Raw genomic sequence first — 22,092 nt, 5'->3', positions numbered from 1 at the left:
TGGTCATCGTGGCATGCTGACCTCCGTGGAAGAAGCATTCGTACCGCTCCGCCCGGCCGTGTCGGCCCTGCCCGCCTACGTTCCCGGCGCCCGCGCGGGTTCGGACGCCCCGGCCTGGAAGCTCTCGTCGAACGAGAACCCCTACGCGCCGCTGCCCGCCGTCGTCGACGCGATCGCGCGAGCCGCCACCGAGATCAACCGCTACCCCGACATGTACGCGGGCGAGCTCGTCGAGGCTCTTGCGGCCTACTGCGGCGTCGCTCCCGAGAACGTGGTGGTCGGCAACGGTTCCGTCGCGGTGCTGTCGCACGTCCTGAACGCCTTCGTCGACCACGGGGACGAGATCGTGTACCCGTGGCGGTCGTTCGAGGCGTACCCCATCGCCGCGGCGGTGTCCGGCGGCACGAGCGTGACCGTGCCGCTCGAGGAAGGGACCGGCAGGCTCGATCTGCCCGCGATGGCGGCCGCCGTCACGCCGCGTACCCGCGTGGTGCTGGTCTGCACACCCAACAACCCGACCGGTCCTGCGGTGCGCGCCGACGAGCTGGAGACGTTCCTGGCAGCGGTGCCGAAGAACGTGCTCGTCGTGCTGGACGAGGCCTATCTCGAGTTCGTCCGTGACCCGCAGGTGCCGGACGGTATCGACGTGTTCACCCGCCACACCAACGTGCTGCTGCTGCGCACCCTGTCCAAGGCGCACGGCCTCGCAGGGCTCCGTGTCGGCTACGCGATCGCGGAACCCCGCCTCGTCGCGGGGGTGCGCGCCGTGTCGACTCCCTTCGGCGTCTCGCACGTGGCGCAGGCCGCTGCGCTGGCCTCCCTCGAGCCGACGACGCGCGGCGAGCTGCTCGGCCGGGTCGACACGCTGGTCGACGAGCGCACCCGCGTCGTCCAGGCGCTGCGCGACCAGGGCTGGGACCTGCCCGAGACGCAGGCCAACTTCGTCTGGTTCGGCCTGGGCGAGCGGACGATCGAACGGGCCGCCGCCGCGAAGGCGGCCGGTGTGCTGGTGCGCCCGTTCGCCGGCGACGGGCTCCGCGTGACGATCGGCACCCCCGAGGCGAACGACGCGTTCCTGAAGATCGCGGCCGCCTGGCGCTGAGCGCCCGGCGCTGAGCGCCCGGCCGGCGTGGTCGGCAATTCGTCAGGTGATCGGCAACTCGAGTTGCCGATCACCTGACTTGTTACCGACCACGTGACCACTAGGCGCGTTACCGACCGCCTGACCACTAGGCGCGCCCTCGCGAGACTCAGGCGCGTGCTCGGGCGGCCGGGCGGGGGCAGCAGAGACTCCGTCGCTGACCTTGGTGGAATCCGACAAACGCTCGGCCGAGAGATTGGGCGACATCGCGGCAGACCAACCTACGGAGCCGTAGCCTACGCTTGCGTAGGCTACGAGAGCGTAGGTTGCGGATCGGCTAAATTTCCGGCCGGACCCGTGCCAGGATGGAAAGGTCCCCGGAACGGGCCGGGCGTCTCCGCAACAGCGGGCGCTCGCGTCCGCAGTTGAAGGAGGAAGCGTGACTACGACCAACGGCTCCAACGAGGCGATCCCGACGTTGCAGCTACTCGATCCCCAAGGGAACCGCGTCACGACGCGCGGTACCAAGGGATACCGTGACCGAGCCGCTGCCCTGACCTCGGAAGACCTCCGTGGCATGTACCGCGACATGGTCCTCACCCGTCGTTTCGACGACGAGGCAACCTCGCTCCAGCGGCAGGGCGAGCTCGCCCTGTTCGCGCCGGCTCGTGGCCAGGAGGCCGCGCAGGTCGGCAGCGCCTACGCCCTGCGCCCGCAGGACTACGTCTTCCCGTCGTACCGGGAGCACGGTGTTCTGCAGGTCCGTGGCCTGGACCCTGTCGACCGGCTGCGGTTCTTCCGCGGTTCGGACCACGGTGGGTGGAACCCGAACGACAGCAACACCGCCGTCTACACCATCGTCATCGGCGCGCACACGCTGCACGCCACCGGCTACGCCATGGGCGTCCAGCGAGACGGCACCCCGCACGACAAGCACGACGGCACCGCGGTGATCACCTACTTCGGCGACGGTGCCACGTCGCAGGGCGACGTCAACGAGGCGATGGTCTACGCCGCGGTGAACAACGCCCCCGTCGTGTTCTTCCTGCAGAACAACCAATGGGCCATCTCCGAGCCGACCACCCGGCAGACCAAGGCTCCGCTGTACCGGCGCGGCGAGGCGTTCGGCCTGCCCAGCCTGCGGGTCGACGGCAACGACGTGCTCGCCGTGTACGCCGCGACCCAGGAGGCGCTCGAGCGGGCCCGGCTCGGCCAGGGCCCCAGCTTCATCGAGGCGTTCACCTACCGCATGGGCGCCCACACCACCTCGGACGACCCGACGCGGTACCGCACCTCCGACGAGGAGGAGCAGTGGCGGCGCCGCGACCCGATCGACCGTCTCGCCGCACTGCTGCGGGCAGAGGACGCGCTCGACGCGGAGCTCGAGGCAGAGATCAAGGCGGCGGGTGACGAGCTGGGCGCCGCGCTGCGCACCGGTGTCCGTGCCCTCGACGGCGGTTCGGCCGTGGCGAGCACGTTCGACGACGTGTACGCGACGCCCCACGGCGTCGTCGCCGCCGAGCGGGCCTGGTACGAGGCCTACGACGCCGGCGACCCGCCGGCCTCGCAGTATGCGATCGCGGACTCAGCGCAGGGAGGCGCACGATGACAACCATGGCGGAACGTACGCACACCACATCCAGCGACTCCGACGCGTCCGGCACCAAGACCCTGACGCTCGGCAAGGCGATCAACGAGGGCCTGCGCGCCGCCATGCGGCACGACGACAAGGTCATGGTCATGGGTGAGGACATCGGCCCGCTGGGCGGCGTCTTTCGCGTGACCGACGGCCTGCAGGCGGAGTTCGGCGAGCAGCGGGTGGTGGACACGCCGCTGGCGGAGTCCGGCATCGTCGGCACCGCCATCGGCCTGGCCATGCGCGGCTACCGGCCGGTCTGCGAGATCCAGTTCGACGGGTTCGTCTTCCCGGCGTTCAACCAGATCACCACCCAGCTGTCGAAGATCCACAACCGCACGCGTGGCGCGATCCAGATGCCCGTCGTGATCCGTATCCCGTACGGCGGCGGCATCGGCGGCGTGGAGCACCACGGGGAGAGCCCGGAGGCGCTGTTCGCGCACACCGCGGGCCTGCGCGTGGTCTCGCCGAGCAACCCGCAGGACGCCTACACGATGATCCAGGAGGCCATCGCCTCCCCCGACCCGGTGCTGTACTTCGAGCCGAAGAGCCGCTACTGGGGCAAGGGCGCGGTCGACCTGGACGCGCCCGTCGGCACGGACACCCTCAACGCGGCCCACGTGGTCCGTCAGGGCACCGACGTCACGCTCGTCGCGTACGGGCCGTCGGTCGCGACGGCCGTCAAGACCGCCGAGGCGCTCGCGGAGGAGGGCCGTTCGGTAGAGGTGCTCGACCTGCGCGCCATCTCGCCGATCGACACGGCCGCCGTGGTGGCGAGCGTGCGCAAGACCGGGCGCTGCGTGGTGATCCACGAGGCCCCGGTGTTCTTCGGCGCGGGGGCCGAGATCGCGGCGCGGGTCACCGAGGAGTGCTTCTACGCTCTCGAGGCGCCCGTGCTCCGCGTGGGCGGCTTCCACACCCCCTACCCGGTGGCGAAGCACGAGCACGAGTACCTGCCGAGCGTGGACCGCGTGCTCGACGCCGTCGACCGTGCCTTCGCGCACTGACCCAGGAGTGAGCCGAGAGTGAGCTTGAAGAACCAGAGGTTCCCGCTCCCCGACGTCGGAGAGGGCCTGACCGAGGCCGAGATCGTCGAGTGGCAGGTCGCCGTCGGCGACACGGTCGAGGTGAACCAGACGATCGTGGAGATCGAGACGGCGAAGTCGCTCGTCGATCTGCCGTCGCCCTGGACGGGCACGGTGTCCGCCCTGCTCGTCGAGGCAGGCACCACGGTGGACGTCGGTACGCCGATCATCGAGATCACCGTGTCCGACGGCGCGGCCGGCCCGGCGGGGTCGAACGGCTCCACCGCGCAGGGCGGTCCGGACACCGGGTCCGGCGGTGCCCCCGCTGACGGGGGTGCCCAGGACGAGAGCTCGGGCTCCGTGCTCGTCGGCTACGGCACGGCGGAGGCGAAGGCGAGCGGACGGCGCCGTCGGCACCAGACGGCCGTGGCCGCTGCGCCGGCTCCGTCGGCACCGGCTGCGTCCGCGCCGGTGGCCGAGCCTGCTCCGGCGGCCGGCTCCGGCGGCGCGGCGGTCGCCACCAAGGCACCGGCTCAGGCTCCGGCGCGTGTGCCGGCGGCCGCACCGGCGTCGGACACCGGCACCACCACGGCCGCGCGGGCTCGGGTACTGGCGAAGCCGCCGGTGCGCAAGCTCGCCAAGGACCTGGGGGTGGACCTGGCGGGTGTGCACGCGTCGGGCCCCGGCGGCATCGTGACGCGCGAGGACGTGGTCGCCCACGCCGAGCGCTCGTCGGTGCGCACGCTGACCCACTACCCCGACGACGAGCCGTGGCTCGCCTCGGGTGTGGTCTCGCCGGACGGGCGCCAGACGCGCGTCCCCGTGCGGTCGGTGCGCAAGCGCACCGCCGAGGCCATGGTCGCCAGCGCGTTCACGGCGCCGCACGTGACCGTGCTGCACTCCGTGGACGTCACCAAGACCATGCGGCTCGTCGCGAACCTCAAGGAGGACCGCGACTTCACCGACGTCAAGGTGACGCCCCTGCTGGTGGCCGCCAAGGCGGTGCTGCTCGCCGTGAAGCGGCACCCGCAGATCAACGCTTCCTGGGACGACGCCGCCCAGGAGATCGTCTACAAGCACTACGTGAACCTCGGCATCGCCGCGGCGACGCCGCGGGGGCTCGTGGTGCCGAACATCAAGGACGCGCACACGCTCGATCTGCTCGGCATAGCGAAGGCGCTGGCCGGGCTGACGGCGACCGCACGGGCGGGCCGTACGTCGGTCACGGACATGTCCGACGGCACCATCACGATCACCAACCTGGGTGTGTTCGGCATCGACACCGGCACGCCGATCCTCAACCCGGGGGAGGCCGGGATACTGGCCTTCGGCGCGATCCGCAAGCAGCCCTGGGTGCACAAGGGCAAGGTGAAGCCGCGGTGGGTCACACAGCTGAGCTTCAGCTTCGACCACCGGCTGGCCGACGGCGAGCTCGGCGCGCGGTTCCTCTCCGACGTCGCGCGCGTGCTGGAGGAGCCGGCGCACGGCCTCGTCTGGGGCTGAGCGCAGGGTTCCGCAAACGAGTCAGGCCCTCAGGTCACAGGTGACCTGAGGGCCTGACACGTGGAGCGACCGGGGCAGTGCGCTCGTCCGGATCCGTCTGGGAGATCCTCGGTGCGGAGAGCGCCCTGCCCCGGCGTCTCACGGCGACTGGACTCGGTCGCCGTGCCTCGGGCGATGTTCAGTGGTCGCGTGGCTCACGCGACGCGCATGCCCCCGATCGAGCGCGGCCGGCCACGACGGCGCTTGCGGCTCCGCACGGTGCCGTCCACGACGATCTCCCCGCCCCAGACGCCCCAGGGCTCGCGGCGGGCGAGGGCGCCCGCGAGGCACTGTGCCTTGAGCGGGCAGACGGCGCACGCGCGCTTCGCCTCCTCGAGGTCCGCGGGATGTTCCGCGAACCAGAGCTCGGGCTGGTCCGAGCACGGCACGGAGTCGTCGGTCTCGGTGATGATGTTCGCGAGGTCCACACTGGTCACAACGCAGAAGAGGGCCGAAGGGTTGGGTTTGGTTCATAATCGGCCCGAATTTTTGCTGAACTTAGTCGAAATGCCCGGTTCTGCGTCGCTCGTGGAGTGGTCAACCGGACACCAGGGGGCGGTCAGCGGTGCCACGGAGCGCGCCTAGGCTGGACTGGTGACCCCGACCGACGCCCGGAACAGCACCAGCAGAAGTGCGCGCACGAGCACCGCGAGCGGCCCGACGAGCCCGTCGTGGCTCGTCCTCGCCCTGCCGGCCGCCGCCCTCGTGGCGCTGGCGGCCCTCTTCGCGGCCGGCACGTTCTCCGGCGCCTTCACCGCGTTCGCCAACTTCGCCGACCCGGGCGCGCTCGTGCGCTGGGGCATGCCCGTCGCGACGGTCGTCACGGAGCTTGCCCTCGCGCTGACCATCGGCTCCCTCGCGCTGGCGGCCTGCGTGCTACCGCCCGGGCCGCTCGTCGACCGGGCGCTCGGGGTCGCCGGCGTCTCCGCGGGGCTCTGGACCCTCGCCGGGCTGGTGCAGCTCGTCCTGCGGTTCTCGTGGTCCACCTATCTGCCGCTGGACGCGCCGGGCTTCGGCCCGGCGCTCATGGAGTACATCTCCACCATCCCGGTGGGGCGCACCTACCTGGGCATGGTCATCCTCGCGGCGGTGACCGCCGCCGTCGCACTGCTCGTACGCGGCCCGGCGGGTGCCCTGTGCACCGTCGCGCTGCCGCTGGCCGCCCTCGCCATGCAGTCCTCCACCGGGCACGCAGCCGGCGCCGCCAGCCACGACGTCGCGGTCTCCGCCCTGTTCCTGCACCTCGGCGGCGCAGCCCTCTGGATCGGCGGGCTGGTTGCCATCGCGGTCGTCGGCCTGCGCCACACCGCCACGGCCGACGTGATCCGGCGCTACTCGGAGATCGCGTTCTGGTGCTTCGCGGCCGTCGCGGTCTCGGGGCTCGTCAGCGCCTGGGTCCGGATCGGGTCGCTCGACGGGCTGAGCACGGACTACGGCGTCCTGCTCGTGGTCAAGGTCGTGCTGCTCATCGTGCTGGGTGGTCTGGGTTGGTTGCACCGCAGCACCGTCGTCGCCCGGTTCACCGCCGGGACCGTCACCCGGAACGCCGCGATCGGCCTGTTCTGGCGGCTCGCCGCCGTGGAGGTCGGGGTGATGGGCGCGGTGTCCGGCGTGGCGGTGGCGCTCGGTTCCACGGCGCCGCCCGTGCCCGACGAGCCGATCGCCGATCCCACCCCGGCCGAGCTCGTCACCGGGCATCCCCTGCCCCCCGAGCCCACGGTGCTCCGGTGGCTCACCGAGTTCCAGTGGGACGTCGTCCTCGCGTTCGCCTGCGCGGCCGCCGTGCTCGTCTATGTCCGGTGGGCGCTGCGGCTGCGGCAGCGCGGGGACGGGTGGCCCGTGGGCCGCACCATCTCCTGGTGCCTGGGCATGGTGGTCCTCTTCTGGGCCACCAACGGTGGCGCGGCCGCGTACGGGCACGTCCTGTTCAGCGCCCACATGGTCCAGCACATGGTCCTGGCGATGGTGGTGCCCCTGTTCCTCGTCCTGGCCGCGCCCGTCACCCTGCTCATGCGGGCGGTCCCGGCACGCAAGGACGGCTCGCGCGGCCCGCGCGAGTGGATCCTGGTCCTCGTGCACTCCGCCGTGGGCCGGTTCATGGCCAACCCGCTGGTCGCCGCCGTCCTGTTCGCCGGCGGGATGATCGTCTTCTACTTCACGCCCCTGTTCTCGTTCGCCATGTCCACCTACGTGGGGCACGTGTGGATGGTCGTCCACTTCACGCTCGTCGGGTACCTCTTCGCGAACGCGCTGATCGGCATCGACCCCGGACCGGCCCGCCCCGGCTACCCGCTGCGGCTCGTGCTGCTGTTCGCGACCATGGCGTTCCACGCGTTCTTCGGCGTGACGCTCATGTCGGGTACTGCGCTCCTCCTGCCCGAGTGGTTCGGGCTCATGGGCCGCCCCTGGGGCCCCAGCGCCATCGAGGACCAGCAGAAGGGCGGCGGCGTCGCCTGGGGGATCGGCGAGCTGCCCATGCTGCTGCTGGCCGTCGGCGTGGCCCTCTCCTGGGCCCGGTCCGACGCGCGCGAGGCCAAGCGCACCGACCGCAAGGCGGAGCGGGACGGCGACGCCGAGCTCGAGGCGTACAACGCGATGCTGGCGGAGAAGGCCGACAGGGCAACCCGCACCGACACCTGACCGCGGCTCCTCGGACGGGCGTGATAGACGTGTCCGGTGAGCGAATCTACGCAGACCCCGTTCCACGACCTCGACCACTACGTCGCGATACCGCGCCTCACCGGCCTGACGGCCAGCCAGGACGGCTCCCGCCTCGTCGTAGGAGTCCAGACGCTCGACGACGAGCGCACCGGGTACCGCACGGCGCTGTGGGAGGTGGACCCGGCCGGTGCGGCACCCGCCCGGCGCCTCACCCGCTCGACGAAGGGCGAGTCGTCCGCCGTCTTCACGCGCTCGGGTGACCTCCTGTTCACCTCCGCCCGGCCCGACCCCGACGGAACCGCTTCGGGGACCGAGCCGACGGCCGCCCTCTGGCTGCTGCCGGCGCCCGGCGGCGAGGCCCGGGTGATCGCGGCCCCTCCCGGCGGCGTCTCCGGCGCGCTCACCGCCCGTGACACCGACACCGTGAGCGTCGCCGCCGACCTGCTGCCCTCCGCGAAGGGCCTCACGCAGGACGCCGAGCTGCGCAAGGCACGTCAGGACCAGAAGGTGTCAGCGATCCTGCACACCGGCTACCCGGTCCGGCTCTGGGACCACGACCTGGGGCCCGAACAGACCCGACGCTTCGCGGGCGACCTCGCGGCGCTCACCGACGAGCCGGCCGCACCGCTGCCCGGTACGCCGGACGCGGAGCGCGAGACCACGGCCCCGGGCAAGCACCTCGAGCTGCGTGACCTGACGGGCGCGGGCCGGCACCTCGAGGAGCACTCGGCGGACCTGTCCGCCGACGGCAGCACGCTCGTGGCGTCCTGGGCGCTGCCGGACCCGGGCGCCGCCGTACGCACCGCTCTCGTGGTCGTGGACACGGCCACCGGCGACCGCCGGGTGCTCGTGGACGACCCGGACGCCGATGCCTCCGGACCTCGCATCTCGCCCGACGGCGCGTGGGTCGCCTACGTGACCGAGTCCATCTCGACCCCGGACGAGGCCCCGGTGATCCGCCTCGCCCTGGTGCCGACCGACGGATCGGCGGAACCGGTGGTCCTCGCCGACGACTGGGACCGCTGGCCCGGCCGGCCCACGTGGCTCCCGGACGGGAGCGGTCTGCTGGTCCAGGCCGACGACGACGGCCGTGGCCCGGTCTTCCTGCTCACGTTCACCGGGGCGCTGCCCGGCCACGACGTGGTCGTCGAGAGGCTGACGGCCGACGATGCCACGTTCTCCGACGTCTCCGTCACACCCGACGGCGCCACCGTGTTCGCCCTGCGCAGCTCCTACGCGGCCCCGGCGGAGCCCGTACGGATCGACCTGGCGGGCTTCCTCGCCTCGGGCGCCCCGGGGGAGCGGACGCCGCTCGCGGCGACCCTGCTGCGCTCCCCGGTGGCTGCCCCCGAGCTGCCGGGCCGGCTCACCGAGGTCGAGACCACCACGGAGGACGGCACGCGGGTGCGTGCCTGGCTGGCTCTGCCCGCCGACGCGGGGCCCGATGCCAAGGCCCCGCTCCTGCTCTGGATCCACGGTGGCCCGCTCAGCAGCTGGAGCGCCTGGAGCTGGCGCTGGAACCCGTGGCTGATGGCGGCACAGGGCTATGCCGTGCTGCTGCCGGACCCGGCGCTGTCGACCGGCTACGGGCAGGAGTTCGTCCAGCGTGGCTGGGGTGCCTGGGGCGGCGCCCCGTTCACCGACCTCATGGCGATCACCGACGCCGCCGAGGCGCTGCCCGAGATCGACGAGGCCCGGACGGCCGCCATGGGCGGATCGTTCGGCGGATACATGGCCAACTGGGTGGCCGGGCACACCGACCGCTTCCGGGCGGTGGTCACCCACGCGAGTCTGTGGGCGCTGGACCAGTTCGGCCCCACCACGGACGCCGGCTTCTACTGGGCACGCGAGATGACGCCGGAGATGGCGCTCGCGAACAGCCCGCACCTCGCCGTGGGAGAGATCCGCACCCCGATGCTCGTGATCCACGGCGACAAGGACTACCGGGTCCCGATCGGGGAGGGCCTGCGGCTGTGGTACGAGCTGCTGACCGCGTCCGGTCTCCCGGCGTCCGACGACGGCGAGACCGTGCACCGGTTCCTGTACTTCCCCGACGAGAACCACTGGGTCCTCACACCGCAGAACGCCAAGGTCTGGTACCAGGTGGTGTCGGCGTTCCTCGCGGAGCAGGTGCTCGGCGAGACGGTGGAGCTGCCGACGACGCTCGGCTGAGCCGGGAGCCGGCCCGCGGGTGCTGGGGCGGAGCGTGCTGGGGCGGAGCGCCGTTCAGGCGCTCTGCCTCGGTACCACGCTCTGTCTGACCGCCGCGCTCAGCCGGCCCGGACCGCGCCGAGCACGCGCACCCGCACGGCCACGTCGTCGATCTCCTCGGGCACCTTGTCCACGAGGCTGGGGTCCGTCACGTTGACCTGCAGCACCCAGCTCCCGCCGGGTCCGGTGACCTGCTCCACCGAGACCTCCTCGGCGAGCACCTCGACCGGCGAACCACCGGACGTGTCGGGCACCGAGTGCTTGCGCGCCGGGTACTCGCGCGGGGCCTGCCCGAGGGACGTCGTGTACTCAGGGGCGACGCCAACTCCGATCACACCGTCGAGCCCGGTCACTTTTTCCCGCAATGCGGCTTTTGCCGACCGAGCCTCTTCGAGTGTTGCCATCCCGATCACCTCCTGGTCATCCATTGTGTCCCCCGTGTCTACCCCTTGCACGGAGTTCGGCGGCGGCCGAACACCCTTCACCGCGGCCCCGAGCGACGGTGCAGGTCAGAGGGGATGTGGCACATGACGCGCCGGAGAGACACGCCCACGTGCCCGACCGTCGAGGACGACACGCCCGGCGCCGGAAACGCTGGTGCGCCTACCGAACGTCACCCGAAGGGGTGCGTGGTCTCACGGGCCAGCTCGATCCCGAGGATCTCGAGCACCTGGTCGATCGGGTTGGCGTACGTGAGCCCCTTGCCGCTGCGCCCTCCGGACTCCGATCCCGCGAACAGGAGGCCGAGCGCCACGCCGTCCTCCCGGTAGACGAGCGCGCCCGAGTCGCCGCCTCGGGAGAACGGCCCGTCGTCGAGACTCTCGATCTCGATCTGGTCGTCGAAGCTCAGCGCGCCGAGGTCCTCGTACCCCACGATGACGTCGTCGAGCTCGATGGCGGTGACCCGCCCCCGTGTGACGGACGTCGTGCGGCCCACCTTGCCGACGATCTCGCCGCCGAGGGCGCGCGCGGTCTTGACCACCCGTCCCACGGGGTACTCGAAGTCCACGGGAACGCGGTCGAGGCGCGCGATCGCGGCGTCGGTGTAGGCGGGCTCCACCTGCTCCAGGTTCACCACCTGCGTCAGCTCGCCGATCCGGTCGCCCGGCGCGAGGCCGCCGTCGGCGGGTCCGGGCTGCAGGACGACGTCGCCCGGCCGGGCCTCCGGGGAGCCGGCCAGGACGTGGTAGTTCGAGAGCGCGTACAGCGCACCGTCCTTGGCGCGGCCGTCGTCACCGGGACTCGCCCGCGTCACGAAGGCGCCGAGCGTGCCCGCCGTGACGCCCACGTGGCCGATGGAGATGCCGGGCCGCAGCGGTCGGCGCCGGTCCGTCTCGCCGTCGGCCTGTGCCGTCGGCGCGGGCGGACGCGGTCCCAGCTCGGAGACGGGGCGGATGCGCCCGGTGCGCCGGACGTCGGCGTCGGGCCCGATCTCCGCTGAGACCTTGCGCACTATCGAACGGGCCCTCGGCACCCCGAGCCGGTAGCGGACGGCGATGCCGAAGCCTCCCTCGGCCTGCGGCACGAGACCGAGGGCGAGGGTGGGGGCGCGTACGAGGTCGGCCGCCTCCGAGACCGTCTGCCCGCCCAGTGACCGCGGTGTTGCCATGACTCCGTGCTTCTCGGCTAGCTCTCGGGCGAAGGCTGCGAGCTGTTCCTTCATCTTCCTGGCCTGGTCGCGGTCCATGCCCTGATCCTCTCCTCACCCACCAACACCACACGGCACACAGCGAGCGACACGCCGATCTGTCGGGAAAGTCATCCGAAAGGTGGATATCGCCCTGCCAGGTTTGCGCGGTACGTTCCTCTGCTACACCCAACCATGGCCGGGTGAAAGCCAGGAAGACCCGGGATGTCACAAAACATCATCGGACAGCCTCCTGAATCGTTGGCGGCGTTCGATCGGACGTCGACAGACACGGAACGGCGAGAATGATCGGGACGATGGATGAGACACGGACCGTGCGGGTAACCCGCGCCGACGTGCGGGAGGCCCTCATGTGGGCACTCGAGCGGGACCGCGCCGCTCTGCTCCAGCACCGGGCGGCCGTGCACTCCACCAAGAGCGACCTCGCGCGACGGCGGGCCGACAAGGCCCTCGTCGAGCAGTGGCGTGCCCGCAAGCCGGACGCCGACCAGGACACCGCCCCCGCGGAGTGACAATGGGCCGGTGAGCACCAGCGTCCAGAACTTCCCCCGGGTCCGCGCGTCCGAGCTCGTCGGACGAGGCTGGCTGAACACCGGCGGCCGCACCGTCACGCTCGCCGGCCTGCGCGGCAAGGTGGTCGTCCTCGACTTCTGGACCTTCTGCTGCATCAACTGCCTGCACGTCCTCGACGAGCTGCGCGAGGTGGAGGAGCGCCACCGCGACGAGCTCGTCATCGTCGGCGTGCACTCGCCCAAGTTCGAGCACGAGGCGGACCCCGAGGCGCTCGCCGCCGCCGTCGAGCGGTACGAGGTGCGGCACCCCGTGCTGGACGACCCGGAACTGACCACCTGGGGTGCGTACACCGCACGGGCCTGGCCCACCCTCGTGGTGATCGACCCCGAGGGCTACATCGTGGCGCAGATGGCGGGGGAGGGGCACGGCTCCGCGATCGCCGCGCTCGTGACCGACCTGATCGCCGAGCACGGGGCCAAGGGCACCCTGCACCGCGGGTCGGGGCCGTACGTGCCGCCCGCGCCGGCGTCCGGCACGCTGCGGTTCCCCGCGAAGGCCCTCGCCCTGCCGAACGGCAACCTCCTGGTCGCGGACGCCGGGCACCACTCGCTCGCCGAGCTCGCGCCCGACGGCGAGACGCTCGTGCGGCGCATCGGCTCGGGGGAGCGCGGGCTTGTCGACGGCCGGCCGGAGGAAGCGCGGTTCTCGGAGCCGAACGGCCTGTGCCTGGTGCCGGAGGACCGCACGGCGAGCCTCGGCTACGACGTGCTGGTCGCCGACACGGTCAACCACACGCTGCGCGGCGTCCGGCTGTCGGACGGTTCCGTCTTCACGGTCGCCGGTACGGGGCGGCAGTTCATGGTGGGCGGCCAGGAGAACGTACTGCGCTCCGGCTGGATCGACGAGGACTCCGCGGTACCCGGCGCGCGGCTCGTCCCGGAGGTGAGCGGTGCGGCCGGGCCGTTCCACGCCGGGGACGACCATCCCGCGCGCACCGTGAACCTTTCGTCGCCCTGGGACGTCGAGTGGTCGTCCGAGCTCGGAGCCTTCGTCGTGGCCATGGCCGGCAACCACACGCTCTGGGCGTTCGACCCCGTCGCCCGTGAGGGGCACGGGAGCGTGCGCCTGCTCGCCGGGACCATGAACGAAGGGCTCGAGGACGGGCCGGGCACCACCGCCTGGTTCGCACAGCCGTCCGGTCTCGCCCGGGCCGCGGACGGGACGGTCTGGCTCGCGGACTCGGAGACGTCGGCACTGCGCCGGGTGCTCCCCGCGGGTGACGGCGTGGAGCTCCGGACCGCCGTGGGCCAGGGGCTGTTCGACTTCGGCCACCGGGACGGTGCCGCAGAGCAGGCGCTGCTGCAGCACCCGCTCGGCGTGGCCACGCTGCCCGACGCGTCCGTCGTCGTCGCCGACACGTACAACGGGGCGCTGCGCCGGTACGACCCCGCCACCGCCGAGGTGACAACCCTCGCCAAGGACCTGGCCGAGCCGTCGGACGTCCTCGTCGAGGTGGCGGGCTCCGCCGTGCACCTGCTCGTCGTGGAGTCTGCGGCGCACCGGCTCACGCGGATCGCGCTCCCGGCGAGCCTCGCGGGCGAGGTGCTCGACGGCGGGGCGCACCGCGTCGCCCGGCCCGCGACCGACGTCGGTGGCGGGCCGCTCCGGCTCGACGTGCCTTTCGTCCCCGCGCCGGGCCAGAAGCTCGACGACCGCTGGGGTCCGTCCACGTCGCTCCAGGTCAGCGCGACACCGCCGGAGCTGCTGCTGTCCGGGGCGGGGGACGGCACCGACCTGTTCCGGGACCTCGTGATCAACCCCGAGGTGACCGAGGGTGTGCTGCACGTGACCGCCAAGGCGGCGTCGTGCGACGAGGTGCCCCTGCTGCCGGACGGCGAGCCCGACCCCGACGTGTTCCCCGCATGCCACCTGGCGCAGCAGGACTGGGGAGTCCCCGTCCGCGTGGTGCCGGACGGCGACGCCGCGCTCACCCTCCCGCTCCGGGGCTGACCTGTCAGCCCCTCCCGCACACGTGCGCGGGCTTCTGACAGCTCGGGGGCCTCAGGCCGTCAGGAGCCCGGGCAGCTCCGTCAGCGAGTCGATGACCGCGGTCCGCGCCGCCTCCGGGCGCTGCGCGTGCAGGTAGCCCCACGGGCCGCGCCGCAGCAGGATCGGCCGCATGCCTGCGTCGGCGGCGGGCAGCACGTCGTTGTCGAGCCGGTCGCCGACGTACGCGATCTCCTCGGGCGCGACTCCGGACAGCTCGGCCACGCGTGCGAAGAACTCCGGCTCCGGCTTCTGCACGCCCCACTCGTCCGAGGTGCGGATCGCGCTCACCGGCAGGTTCATCGCCTCCAGCGCGGCGCGGGCCTCCGGCGGCTGGTTCCCCGCGACGACGACGTCGAAGCCGGTCGCGCGGAGCGCCGTCAGAGCGGGCCGGACGTCGGGGTAGAGGTCGTCGGCGTCGAACCCGTTGCGCAGGCCGTCGGGGTCGTCCCGCACCCAGCGCGCGATCTCCGCCTCGACGTCGAGCCCCGGGTGCACCATCTCGAACGCGTCTCCGTGCGGCAGGTCGAGCGCGGCGCAGCCGCCGAGCACACCGAGGAACGTGAGCGGCGGGACCCCGAGCCGCTCGGCCCAGCGGAGCCAGATCCGGGACTCGTCGATGAGCGTCTCGCCGACGTCGAACACCACGGTGCGCACCATGGCCCGACCCTAAGACGTGTCAGACGCACAGGTCACCCGGGTGACCTGTAGGTCTGACACGCGCCCGAGCGTCTGACAGGTCGTTCAGGCCAGCCGGAACAGCGGGTCGCCCGCCTGGACCAGGACGCCTGGGCGGGCCAGCTCCTCGAGGCCGAGCGGGGCGAGGTCCAGGGCCACGACCGGTACGAGGGGCGACCGGCCGCCGTCGGACACCTCGGTGGGGGACCAGGCGATGAGCGCCTGGCCGGCCACGACGGTGTCGCCCTCGGCGGCGAGCAGGGTGAAGCCCTCGCCCTTCAGCTGGACCGTGTCGATGCCGAGGTGCACCAGGACGCCACGCCCGCCGACCGGGGCCTCCGGATTCTGGCCCTCGCCCGCCTCCGGCACGCCCTGAGCAGGTGGCACCAACAGCACGAAGGCGTGCGGGTGCAGCTTGACGACCAGTCCGGCGCACGGTGCGACGACGCGTCCGCCCAGCTCAGGGTCGGGATCGATCGCGAGACCTGGTCCGACGATGCTCTCCGAGAAGACCGGGTCGGGCACGTCGCGCATCGCGACCACCCGTCCGGCGACGGGGGATCCGACGATCAGAGCCTCGGCCATGGGGTCATCTTGTCAGACGGCGGACCCCGACGAGGGCAACTCTTGACGAGAGTCGCCCTTTCCTCCCTCGCGGATCGAGCCTCGCCCGGCGGGGCGCTCGCGTGTAACGTTCCGAGCGCACTCGACGACGAGCCCGAGGGAGCGTACGGATGACGAGCGAGAGGCTCACGGGGGTCCCGGCGAGCCCGGGTCGCGCGGTGGGAGTGGTGGTCCGGATGCCGGCCCGGGTGCCCGAGCCGAGGACGAGCCGCTTGTCCGGCTCGGCCGACGAAGCGGTGCGCGCCGTCGAGGAGGCCGCCGCCAGTGTGGAGGCCGACCTGGCGGAGCGCGCGGGGCGGGCGTCGGGCACGGCGGCGGACGTGCTCGCGGTCACCGCCGCGATGGCCGCTGACCCGACCCTCGCGGCCGGCGCCGCCCGCCGGGTCCGGGAGGATCGCCTCACCCCTGAACGTGCGGTGTGGGACGCGGCCGGCTCCGTGGCGACGCAGCTCGAGACGCTCGGCCCGCCCATGTCGGAGCGGGCCAGGGACGTGCGGGACGTGCGGGACCGCATCGTCGCCGCCCTCACCGGAGCGGCCCCTCCAGGGGTGCCCGACCCGGGGCACCCCTTCGTGCTCGTCGCGAGCGACCTCGCCCCCGCTGACACCGCGATGCTCGATCCGGCGGTCGTGACGGCGGTCGTCACGGCGCGCGGCGGCCCCACCTCGCACATGGCCATCCTGGCTCGCGCCCTCGGCATCCCGGCCGTGGTGGCCCTCCCCGGGGCGGGCGACCTGGTCGACGGTGAGGAGCTGGTCGTCGACGGCACGCTCGGCACGGTCCTTCGTGCCCCGACCGCCGACGACGTCGAGGAGGCCCGCCGCCGGGCCGCCGCCGTCACGTTCGACGGCCGGGGCGCCACCCGTGACGGGTCAGCGGTGGAGCTCGTGGCGAACGTCGCGGACCCGGCGGCAGCGGAGGCGGCCGCAGCCGCGGGCGCCCAGGGCGTCGGCCTGTTCCGCACGGAGTTCTGCTTTCTCGGACGGGGCGAGGAACCCAGCATCGAGGAGCAGGTGACCGCCTACCGGGCGGTCCTGTCCCACTTCCCGGACCGGCGCGTGGTGGTCCGGACGCTCGATGCCGGCGCCGACAAGCCGCTGCGGTTCCTCATGCCGGAGCACGAGGACAACCCCGCGCTCGGCGTCCGCGGGTTGCGCACCGCCGTCGCGCACCCGGACGTGCTGGACCGGCAGCTGGACGCGATCGCGCGGGCCGCCGCCGCCGAGACCGCCGAGGTCTGGGTGATGGCGCCGATGGTGGCCACGGTGGACGAGGCCCGCGAGTTCGCGGCTGCCTGCGCCGCGCACGGTCTGGAGCAGTCCGGCGTGATGATCGAGACGCCGGCGGCGGCTCTGCAGGCGCGGCACGTGCTGGCGGAGGTCTCCTTCGCCAGCCTCGGCACCAACGACCTCACGCAGTACACGATGGCGGCCGACCGGGACCTGGCCGGCGTCGCCGCGCTGTCGACGCCGTGGCAGCCGGCCGTCCTGGAACTCGTCCGGGTGGCGTGCGAGGGCGGCGCGGTGCATGGTGCTCCCGTGGGCGTGTGTGGCGAGGCAGCGGCGGACCCGCTGCTCGCCCCCGTCCTGGTGGGGTTGGGCGTAACGTCACTGTCTATGACACCCCGCGCGCTGGCCGACGTCGCGGGCACTCTGGCAGGTGTCTCCCGCGACGAGTGCGCGGAGCTGGCACGGACCGTGCTCGAGTGCCCGACGGCGCAGGCGGCGCGCGACGTCGTACGGGGACGTCTGCTCGCATGAACCCCATCTGAACTCCCCGGTCACATCACAGTCACGTAGGCGCTCTAAGGTGGCCCGCATGCCCGAACCGATCCGGACCGAACCGCAGGAGCCGGCCGCACCCGACGTGCAGGTCACGCTCTCGACGGCGTCGGTCTTCCCGCGCCGTGTGCCGCTGGCCTTCGAGGCCGCCGCGCAGCTCGGCTACGACGGCGTCGAGGTCATGGTCTGGTCCGAGGAGGTCACCCAGAACCCGCGCTCCCTCGCCAAGCTCTCCGCCGACACGGGCATGCCGGTCCGCTCGGTGCACGCGCCGACGCTCCTGGTGAGCCAGCGTGTCTGGGGCCGCTCCCCGGTGGCCAAGCTCGAACGGACCGCGGACATGGCCCTCGAGCTCGGGGCGGGCACGGTGGTCGTGCATCCTCCGTTCCGCTGGCAGTACAAGTACGCGCGGCAGTTCCAGGACCAGGTGCGCGCACTGAGCGAGACGGTGGGCGTCACCATCGCCGTCGAGAACATGTACCCGTGGCGGGGCGGGAAGCGTGAGTTCCAGGCGTACCTGCCCGGCTGGGACCCCGCCGAGCACGACTACGACGCCGTCACCCTCGACCTCTCGCACGCGAGCGTGGCGCAGCAGGACGCACTGACGCTGCTGCACACGTTCGGTGACCGCCTGCGGCACGTGCACCTGGCGGACGGCAACCACGGCGCGCGGGACGAGCACCTCGTGCCGGGCCGGGGCAGCATGCAGGCCGAGAAGGTGCTCCAGGAGCTGGTCGCCCGCCGCTGGAGCGGCGACGTGTGCGTGGAGATCTCGACCCGCGCGGCGCGCACGGCAGGGGAACGGCACGACGATCTGGCTGCCTCGCTCCAGTTCGCCCGGGCCTATCTGTCGCCGACGCCGCAGGAGTTCCACACGCCGCCCGGGGTGCACCACCGGCCGCACGACGCCTGGTGACGAGTTCTGTGACTCTGCTCTCGAATGGGTTCGATCTCGAGCCATGACATGGCTAGACTGGGTGCTCGTCGAGAACGTATGGCGCGGCGATCCGCCGCAGGGACCAAGGAGGTGGCGCGCATGACCCGCAGCGACCCTCCGAGTAGTCCGAACCGCAGCTGAGCTACGGTTCCCCGCCCGCCTCTCTCGGCGGGCACTCGCGCACCGGTGCGCTCCGCCCTGTCCGGGCGTGAGGTCCACCGGTCGTTCGGCCGTCTCCGCTGCGGTGTCCGTTCGCAGTCCGTTTCCTGCGCTCGACCCCAGGAGTTCCCCATGGCCACGTTCCTGACCTCCCGCCCCACCCGTCCGCTGCTGGGCGCCCTGCGCCCGCGCCGCGCCGTCGACGTCGTGCCGGACGTCGGCCCGCGCCCGGCCGCGCCGGCGCCCCGATCGTCGATGGTCGCCGCCGCGATCTACAACGACGGGATCCGCACCGCCGCCCACGACAACCTCGCGGAGACGTTCAGCGCGCTCCGCTCGCGGCCCGGCGGCATGGCCTGGATCGGTCTGGAGCGGCCCGACGAGTCCGAGCTGATGTCGCTCGCCCGCGAGTTCGACCTGCACCCGCTCGCGATCGAGGACGCGATCCTGGCGCACCAGCGCCCCAAGATCGAGCGGTACGGCGACACGCTGTTCGTGGTGCTCCGCGCCGCGCGCTACCTCGACGACGCCGAGGAGGTCGAGTTCGGCGAGCTGCACGTGTTCGTGGGCCCCGACTTCGTGGTGACCGTGCGGCACGGTGCCTCGCCCGACCTGGCGGCGGTGCGCAGCCGCATGGAGTCGGACCGCGAGATGCTCGCACGCGGCCCGGAGGCCGTCCTGTACGCGATCCTCGACAGCGTGGTGGACGGCTACGCTCCGGTCGTCGCCGGGCTGGACCACGACATCGACGAGATCGAGTCCGACGTCTGGGGCGGAGCCCCCGACGTGTCCCGGCGCATCTACGAGCTGTCGCGCGAGGTCATCGACTTCCAGCGGGCGGTGCGTCCGGAGCAGGGCCTGTGCGCCTCGCTCGCCAAGGGCGCCGACAAGTACGGCGTGGACCCGGAGCTCCAGGCGTACCTGCGCGACGTCGCGGACCACCTCACCGAGGTCGCCGACCGTATCGAGGTCTTCCGGGCGGCCCTGCGCGACATCCTCACCGTCGCCGCCACGCTCGTCGCGCAGCGGCAGAACGAGGAGATGAAGCACCTGTCGGAGGTCAGCATCCGCCAGGGCGAGGAGGTCAAGAAGATCTCGGGCTGGGCCGCCATCCTGTTCGCCCCGACCCTCGTCGGGACGGTCTACGGCATGAACTTCGACGACATGCCGGAGCTCGGCTGGGCGTACGGCTACCCCGCCGCGCTCGTCGCGATGCTCGCAGTCAGCGTGGGACTGTTCGGCGTCTTCCGCTGGAAGCGCTGGATCTAGAGGGTCAGGCCGGGACCGGTTGTTGCGCCCGGGCTCCGACCGCGCGCAGCACGAACGCCTCGGCGGCGCGGATCGTGCGCTCGCGGGCGGCGGGTTCGTCGGGGATCAGGCGGCCGGACAGGCAGGCGTTGACGAGATGCACCGTCGGCTCGATGTCCTGCGGCGGGAAGGTCCCGGCATCGATCCCGGCGGTGAGGATGCGGCGGAGGATCGCCTCGACGATGTCGGCGTGCTCGCGCAGTCGCTGCTGCGTGGCGCGGGACAGGACCGTCCGCAGGTCGGGCCCGGGGGCGAGGTGGAACACGCGGGTGAGCTGGGCCTGCTGGCGGATGTAGGTGCGCAGCTGTTCCACGGGGTCGTCCACGCCGTCGAGCGCGCGCTCCAGCGTGTGGGCGTACTGCTCGGTCTCGTGCGTGATGAAGCCGAGGAGCAGCGCTTCCTTGTCGTGGAAGTGGTTGTAGACAGCGGTCCGGCCGACGTGCGCCGCTGCGGCGATGTCAGCCAGCGTGATGGTGTCGAACCCGCGCTCCGCCATGAGGGTGGACAGAGCGGTGAACAGCTTGTGCCTGGTCATCTGCCGGTGCTCGTGCAGACTCTTGCCGATGATCTTGGGCATGCTGACATCATAGGCACGCGTCGTCAGGTAACTGGAACTCCGGATCGGCCATCGGGCGCCGCGGCGGCGTACCGGGGAGCGACGGTGGCCGCCGGTGCGTGAAGAGGCGAATTTCTTGGCCCTCTTGAACTGAGACTCAGTCGGCATATGCATATTCATTGGTATGCGGATCTGCTTTTCCGATAGTGCTGTCGCTTGCCACCTAAACGCTGTGCAGGCGCTGTCACGAGCACGTTTCCTCGCCGTAACACGCCCGCATCATCGTGGAAAGTGGCCGGCAGTAAAGTGCCCCGCATGACATTTCTGGCGGGTGTGATTCCGGCGGAACACGCCTCGGGTCACATTCTGGTCCTGCCCAGTACGCACGGCCCCGTCGCCGTCAGCGAGCTCGCTGCCGCCTGGTTCCCGGAGGTCGAATGGCTCCGAGAACCGTCCCGCACGGCGGGGTCGCGCCGGGTCGCCGGCGCCCGGTTCCGGGGCATGGCGCAGCAGGACACGCTCGTCCCCGGTGTCATGCGCCTGGGGGAGGAGCACGTGGCGACCGGCCCGTTCGAGGTCGGCGAGGCGCACCTCGCCGAGCTCAAGGTCCTCGCGACGAAGGCCGAGGCGTACTCGGTGACCCGGTCGGACGGTCTGCGGGACGTCCGAGGCGCCGCCCCGTCGTCGTACGACGACAGGGACGGCATCGCTCGCACCTTCCCGCACGCGCTGCCGCAGGGCGAGGAGCTGCGCATCGTGCAGTGGATGGTCGCGGCCGCCCGCAAGTCGGGTGGTGGCGTGCTGGCCGACGGCAGGCAGGCGCTGCTCCCCGACGCCGCGGGTTCGGTGAACCTGGCGCTCTACGCCGCGCACCCGTTGCTGCCGGGCGACGTGCTGCCCATGCTGCGGTCGCTCATCGCCACCGCAGACGTGTCGGCGGAGCAGACCACGCCCGACGGGTCGCCGCGCTACACCCTTGCCGGCAGCACGGCCTACGACGGGGCGATAGTCGTCGACGTGGAGCGTGTCGCGCGGGTCCCGCGCGCGCTGGGTGCGCTCGACTGGCGAAGCTATGGACCGTTCGCCTACCGCATCGGCTGGGCGCCGGCCGACCCCTACGAGCTCGAGCTGGAGCGCGCGTCCGGGCTGCATGTCATCGCCCGCTCCCGTATGCGGGTCTCCGTCGCGCGCCTGGCGGTCGCGCTCCAGAGCCGCATCGGGGGAGTCGTGGTGGACGAGGGCGGCTTCATCGCCGCCCCGGAGGAGCTGGACGGCCGGCACGACCCGACAGCGGGCGGCCCTCAAGGGTCTCGGGCCTGGGTATGACCGGTCCTTAGTTATCCACAGATTTTATCCACAGCCCTGTGTGCAGTGTGGGAAATCCGGGCCTGTCGCTGTGGACAAATCTGTGGGCGACGAGAGGGTGAAAATTACAACGGTGGAGCGGTTGCCGCTGGTGCGCCACGCGGATAGAAACGTGGGCAATGGTTCGACGATTCGGGTGCAGATGCGGTGCGCTGCAGCAGTACCGACCGGCCCGAGCATCGGACACATGGTTGACCGGAGAACGACAGGACGTCCCGTACCGCGGTGCGGGCTGTGGATGACGTCACAGGTGCCTGTACGGGGCCGGAAGACCGCCCGCGTCCGAAGCGTCCGTGAAGAACAGACCTGGCGATCCGGGTC

At 72.1% G+C, this 22,092-nt stretch carries 18 protein-coding genes; 12 read left to right on the top strand and 6 right to left on the bottom strand.

Translation table 11 applies throughout. From position 1 onward, the window contains the following. Window positions 1-13: 13 nt before the first annotated feature. From hisC to ACYVK7_RS19655, 4 genes are all read left to right on the top strand, one after another. A complete protein-coding gene (hisC, locus tag ACYVK7_RS19670) occupies window positions 14-1,102 on the top strand; it encodes a histidinol-phosphate transaminase (protein ID WP_460889401.1) in 1,089 nt (362 codons plus the stop codon). Between the two features lie 418 nt (window positions 1,103-1,520). After that, window positions 1,521-2,690, top strand: coding sequence for a pyruvate dehydrogenase (acetyl-transferring) E1 component subunit alpha (gene pdhA, locus ACYVK7_RS19665; protein WP_460889400.1), 1,170 nt, complete (start codon window positions 1,521-1,523; stop codon window positions 2,688-2,690). 5 nt (window positions 2,691-2,695) lie between these two features. Further along, entirely contained in the window at window positions 2,696-3,724 is a 1,029-nt protein-coding gene (locus ACYVK7_RS19660) for an alpha-ketoacid dehydrogenase subunit beta (RefSeq protein ID WP_460889399.1), read from the top strand. A gap of 24 nt (window positions 3,725-3,748) precedes the next feature. Next, a complete protein-coding gene (locus tag ACYVK7_RS19655) occupies window positions 3,749-5,245 on the top strand; it encodes a dihydrolipoamide acetyltransferase family protein (protein WP_460889419.1) in 1,497 nt (498 codons plus the stop codon). Between the two features lie 194 nt (window positions 5,246-5,439). On the opposite strand, the gene ACYVK7_RS19650 is transcribed toward ACYVK7_RS19655, so the two are convergent. After that, a complete protein-coding gene (locus ACYVK7_RS19650) occupies window positions 5,440-5,721 on the bottom strand; it encodes a WhiB family transcriptional regulator (protein ID WP_308292390.1) in 282 nt (93 codons plus the stop codon). A 157-nt stretch (window positions 5,722-5,878) separates the two neighbouring features. Here ACYVK7_RS19650 and ACYVK7_RS19645 point away from each other — a divergent pair, with 157 nt between their 5' ends. After that, window positions 5,879-7,924: a cytochrome c oxidase assembly protein gene (locus ACYVK7_RS19645; RefSeq protein WP_460889398.1), complete on the top strand. Its 2,046-nt coding sequence runs from the start codon at window positions 5,879-5,881 to the stop codon at window positions 7,922-7,924. A 36-nt stretch (window positions 7,925-7,960) separates the two neighbouring features. Beyond that, entirely contained in the window at window positions 7,961-10,117 is a 2,157-nt protein-coding gene (locus ACYVK7_RS19640) for a S9 family peptidase (protein WP_460889397.1), read from the top strand. 98 nt (window positions 10,118-10,215) lie between these two features. Here ACYVK7_RS19640 and ACYVK7_RS19635 read toward each other — a convergent pair whose 3' ends face one another. Both ACYVK7_RS19635 and ACYVK7_RS19630 read right to left on the bottom strand, forming a co-directional pair. Further along, entirely contained in the window at window positions 10,216-10,560 is a 345-nt protein-coding gene (locus ACYVK7_RS19635; protein ID WP_460889396.1) for a hypothetical protein, read from the bottom strand. 209 nt (window positions 10,561-10,769) lie between these two features. Then, window positions 10,770-11,843 (bottom strand): chymotrypsin family serine protease, encoded by a 1,074-nt coding sequence (locus ACYVK7_RS19630; protein ID WP_460889395.1) that lies wholly within the window; start codon window positions 11,841-11,843, stop codon window positions 10,770-10,772. Between the two features lie 257 nt (window positions 11,844-12,100). On the opposite strand from ACYVK7_RS19630, the gene ACYVK7_RS19625 reads away from it, so the two are divergent. After that, window positions 12,101-12,316 carry a hypothetical protein gene (locus ACYVK7_RS19625; RefSeq protein WP_460889394.1) on the top strand — a complete coding sequence of 72 codons (216 nt, stop codon included), beginning with the start codon at window positions 12,101-12,103 and terminating at the stop codon, window positions 12,314-12,316. A gap of 10 nt (window positions 12,317-12,326) precedes the next feature. Then, window positions 12,327-14,327, top strand: coding sequence for an NHL domain-containing thioredoxin family protein (locus ACYVK7_RS19620; RefSeq protein WP_460889393.1), 2,001 nt, complete (start codon window positions 12,327-12,329; stop codon window positions 14,325-14,327). Window positions 14,328-14,378: 51 nt separating this feature from the next. Here the strand turns inward: ACYVK7_RS19620 and ACYVK7_RS19615 are convergent, their stop codons facing one another. Both ACYVK7_RS19615 and ACYVK7_RS19610 read right to left on the bottom strand, forming a co-directional pair. Next, a complete protein-coding gene (locus ACYVK7_RS19615) occupies window positions 14,379-15,023 on the bottom strand; it encodes an HAD family hydrolase (protein WP_460889392.1) in 645 nt (214 codons plus the stop codon). A gap of 84 nt (window positions 15,024-15,107) precedes the next feature. Further along, window positions 15,108-15,626, bottom strand: a complete 519-nt coding sequence (locus tag ACYVK7_RS19610) for a PTS sugar transporter subunit IIA (RefSeq protein WP_460889391.1) — start codon at window positions 15,624-15,626, stop codon at window positions 15,108-15,110. A gap of 149 nt (window positions 15,627-15,775) precedes the next feature. Here ACYVK7_RS19610 and ptsP point away from each other — a divergent pair, with 149 nt between their 5' ends. From ptsP to ACYVK7_RS19595, 3 genes are all read left to right on the top strand, one after another. Beyond that, window positions 15,776-17,425: a phosphoenolpyruvate--protein phosphotransferase gene (gene ptsP, locus ACYVK7_RS19605; RefSeq protein ID WP_460889390.1), complete on the top strand. Its 1,650-nt coding sequence runs from the start codon at window positions 15,776-15,778 to the stop codon at window positions 17,423-17,425. Between the two features lie 58 nt (window positions 17,426-17,483). Next, the gene (locus ACYVK7_RS19600; RefSeq protein ID WP_460889389.1) at window positions 17,484-18,362 is read left to right on the top strand and encodes a sugar phosphate isomerase/epimerase family protein; all 879 of its coding nucleotides are present in this window, start codon (window positions 17,484-17,486) and stop codon (window positions 18,360-18,362) included. A gap of 312 nt (window positions 18,363-18,674) precedes the next feature. Beyond that, entirely contained in the window at window positions 18,675-19,811 is a 1,137-nt protein-coding gene (locus ACYVK7_RS19595) for a magnesium and cobalt transport protein CorA (RefSeq protein WP_460889388.1), read from the top strand. Between the two features lie 4 nt (window positions 19,812-19,815). Here the strand turns inward: ACYVK7_RS19595 and ACYVK7_RS19590 are convergent, their stop codons facing one another. Beyond that, window positions 19,816-20,427, bottom strand: coding sequence for a TetR/AcrR family transcriptional regulator (locus ACYVK7_RS19590; protein ID WP_460889387.1), 612 nt, complete (start codon window positions 20,425-20,427; stop codon window positions 19,816-19,818). Window positions 20,428-20,721: 294 nt separating this feature from the next. Between ACYVK7_RS19590 and ACYVK7_RS19585 the strand changes: the two genes are divergently transcribed. Then, window positions 20,722-21,732, top strand: a complete 1,011-nt coding sequence (locus ACYVK7_RS19585; protein WP_460889386.1) for a hypothetical protein — start codon at window positions 20,722-20,724, stop codon at window positions 21,730-21,732. Window positions 21,733-22,092 lie beyond the last annotated feature (360 nt).

Source organism: Promicromonospora xylanilytica (genome assembly GCF_054782895.1).
Note: the sequence above shows the minus strand (reverse complement) of the source record. Positions and strands in the feature narration are given on the sequence as shown.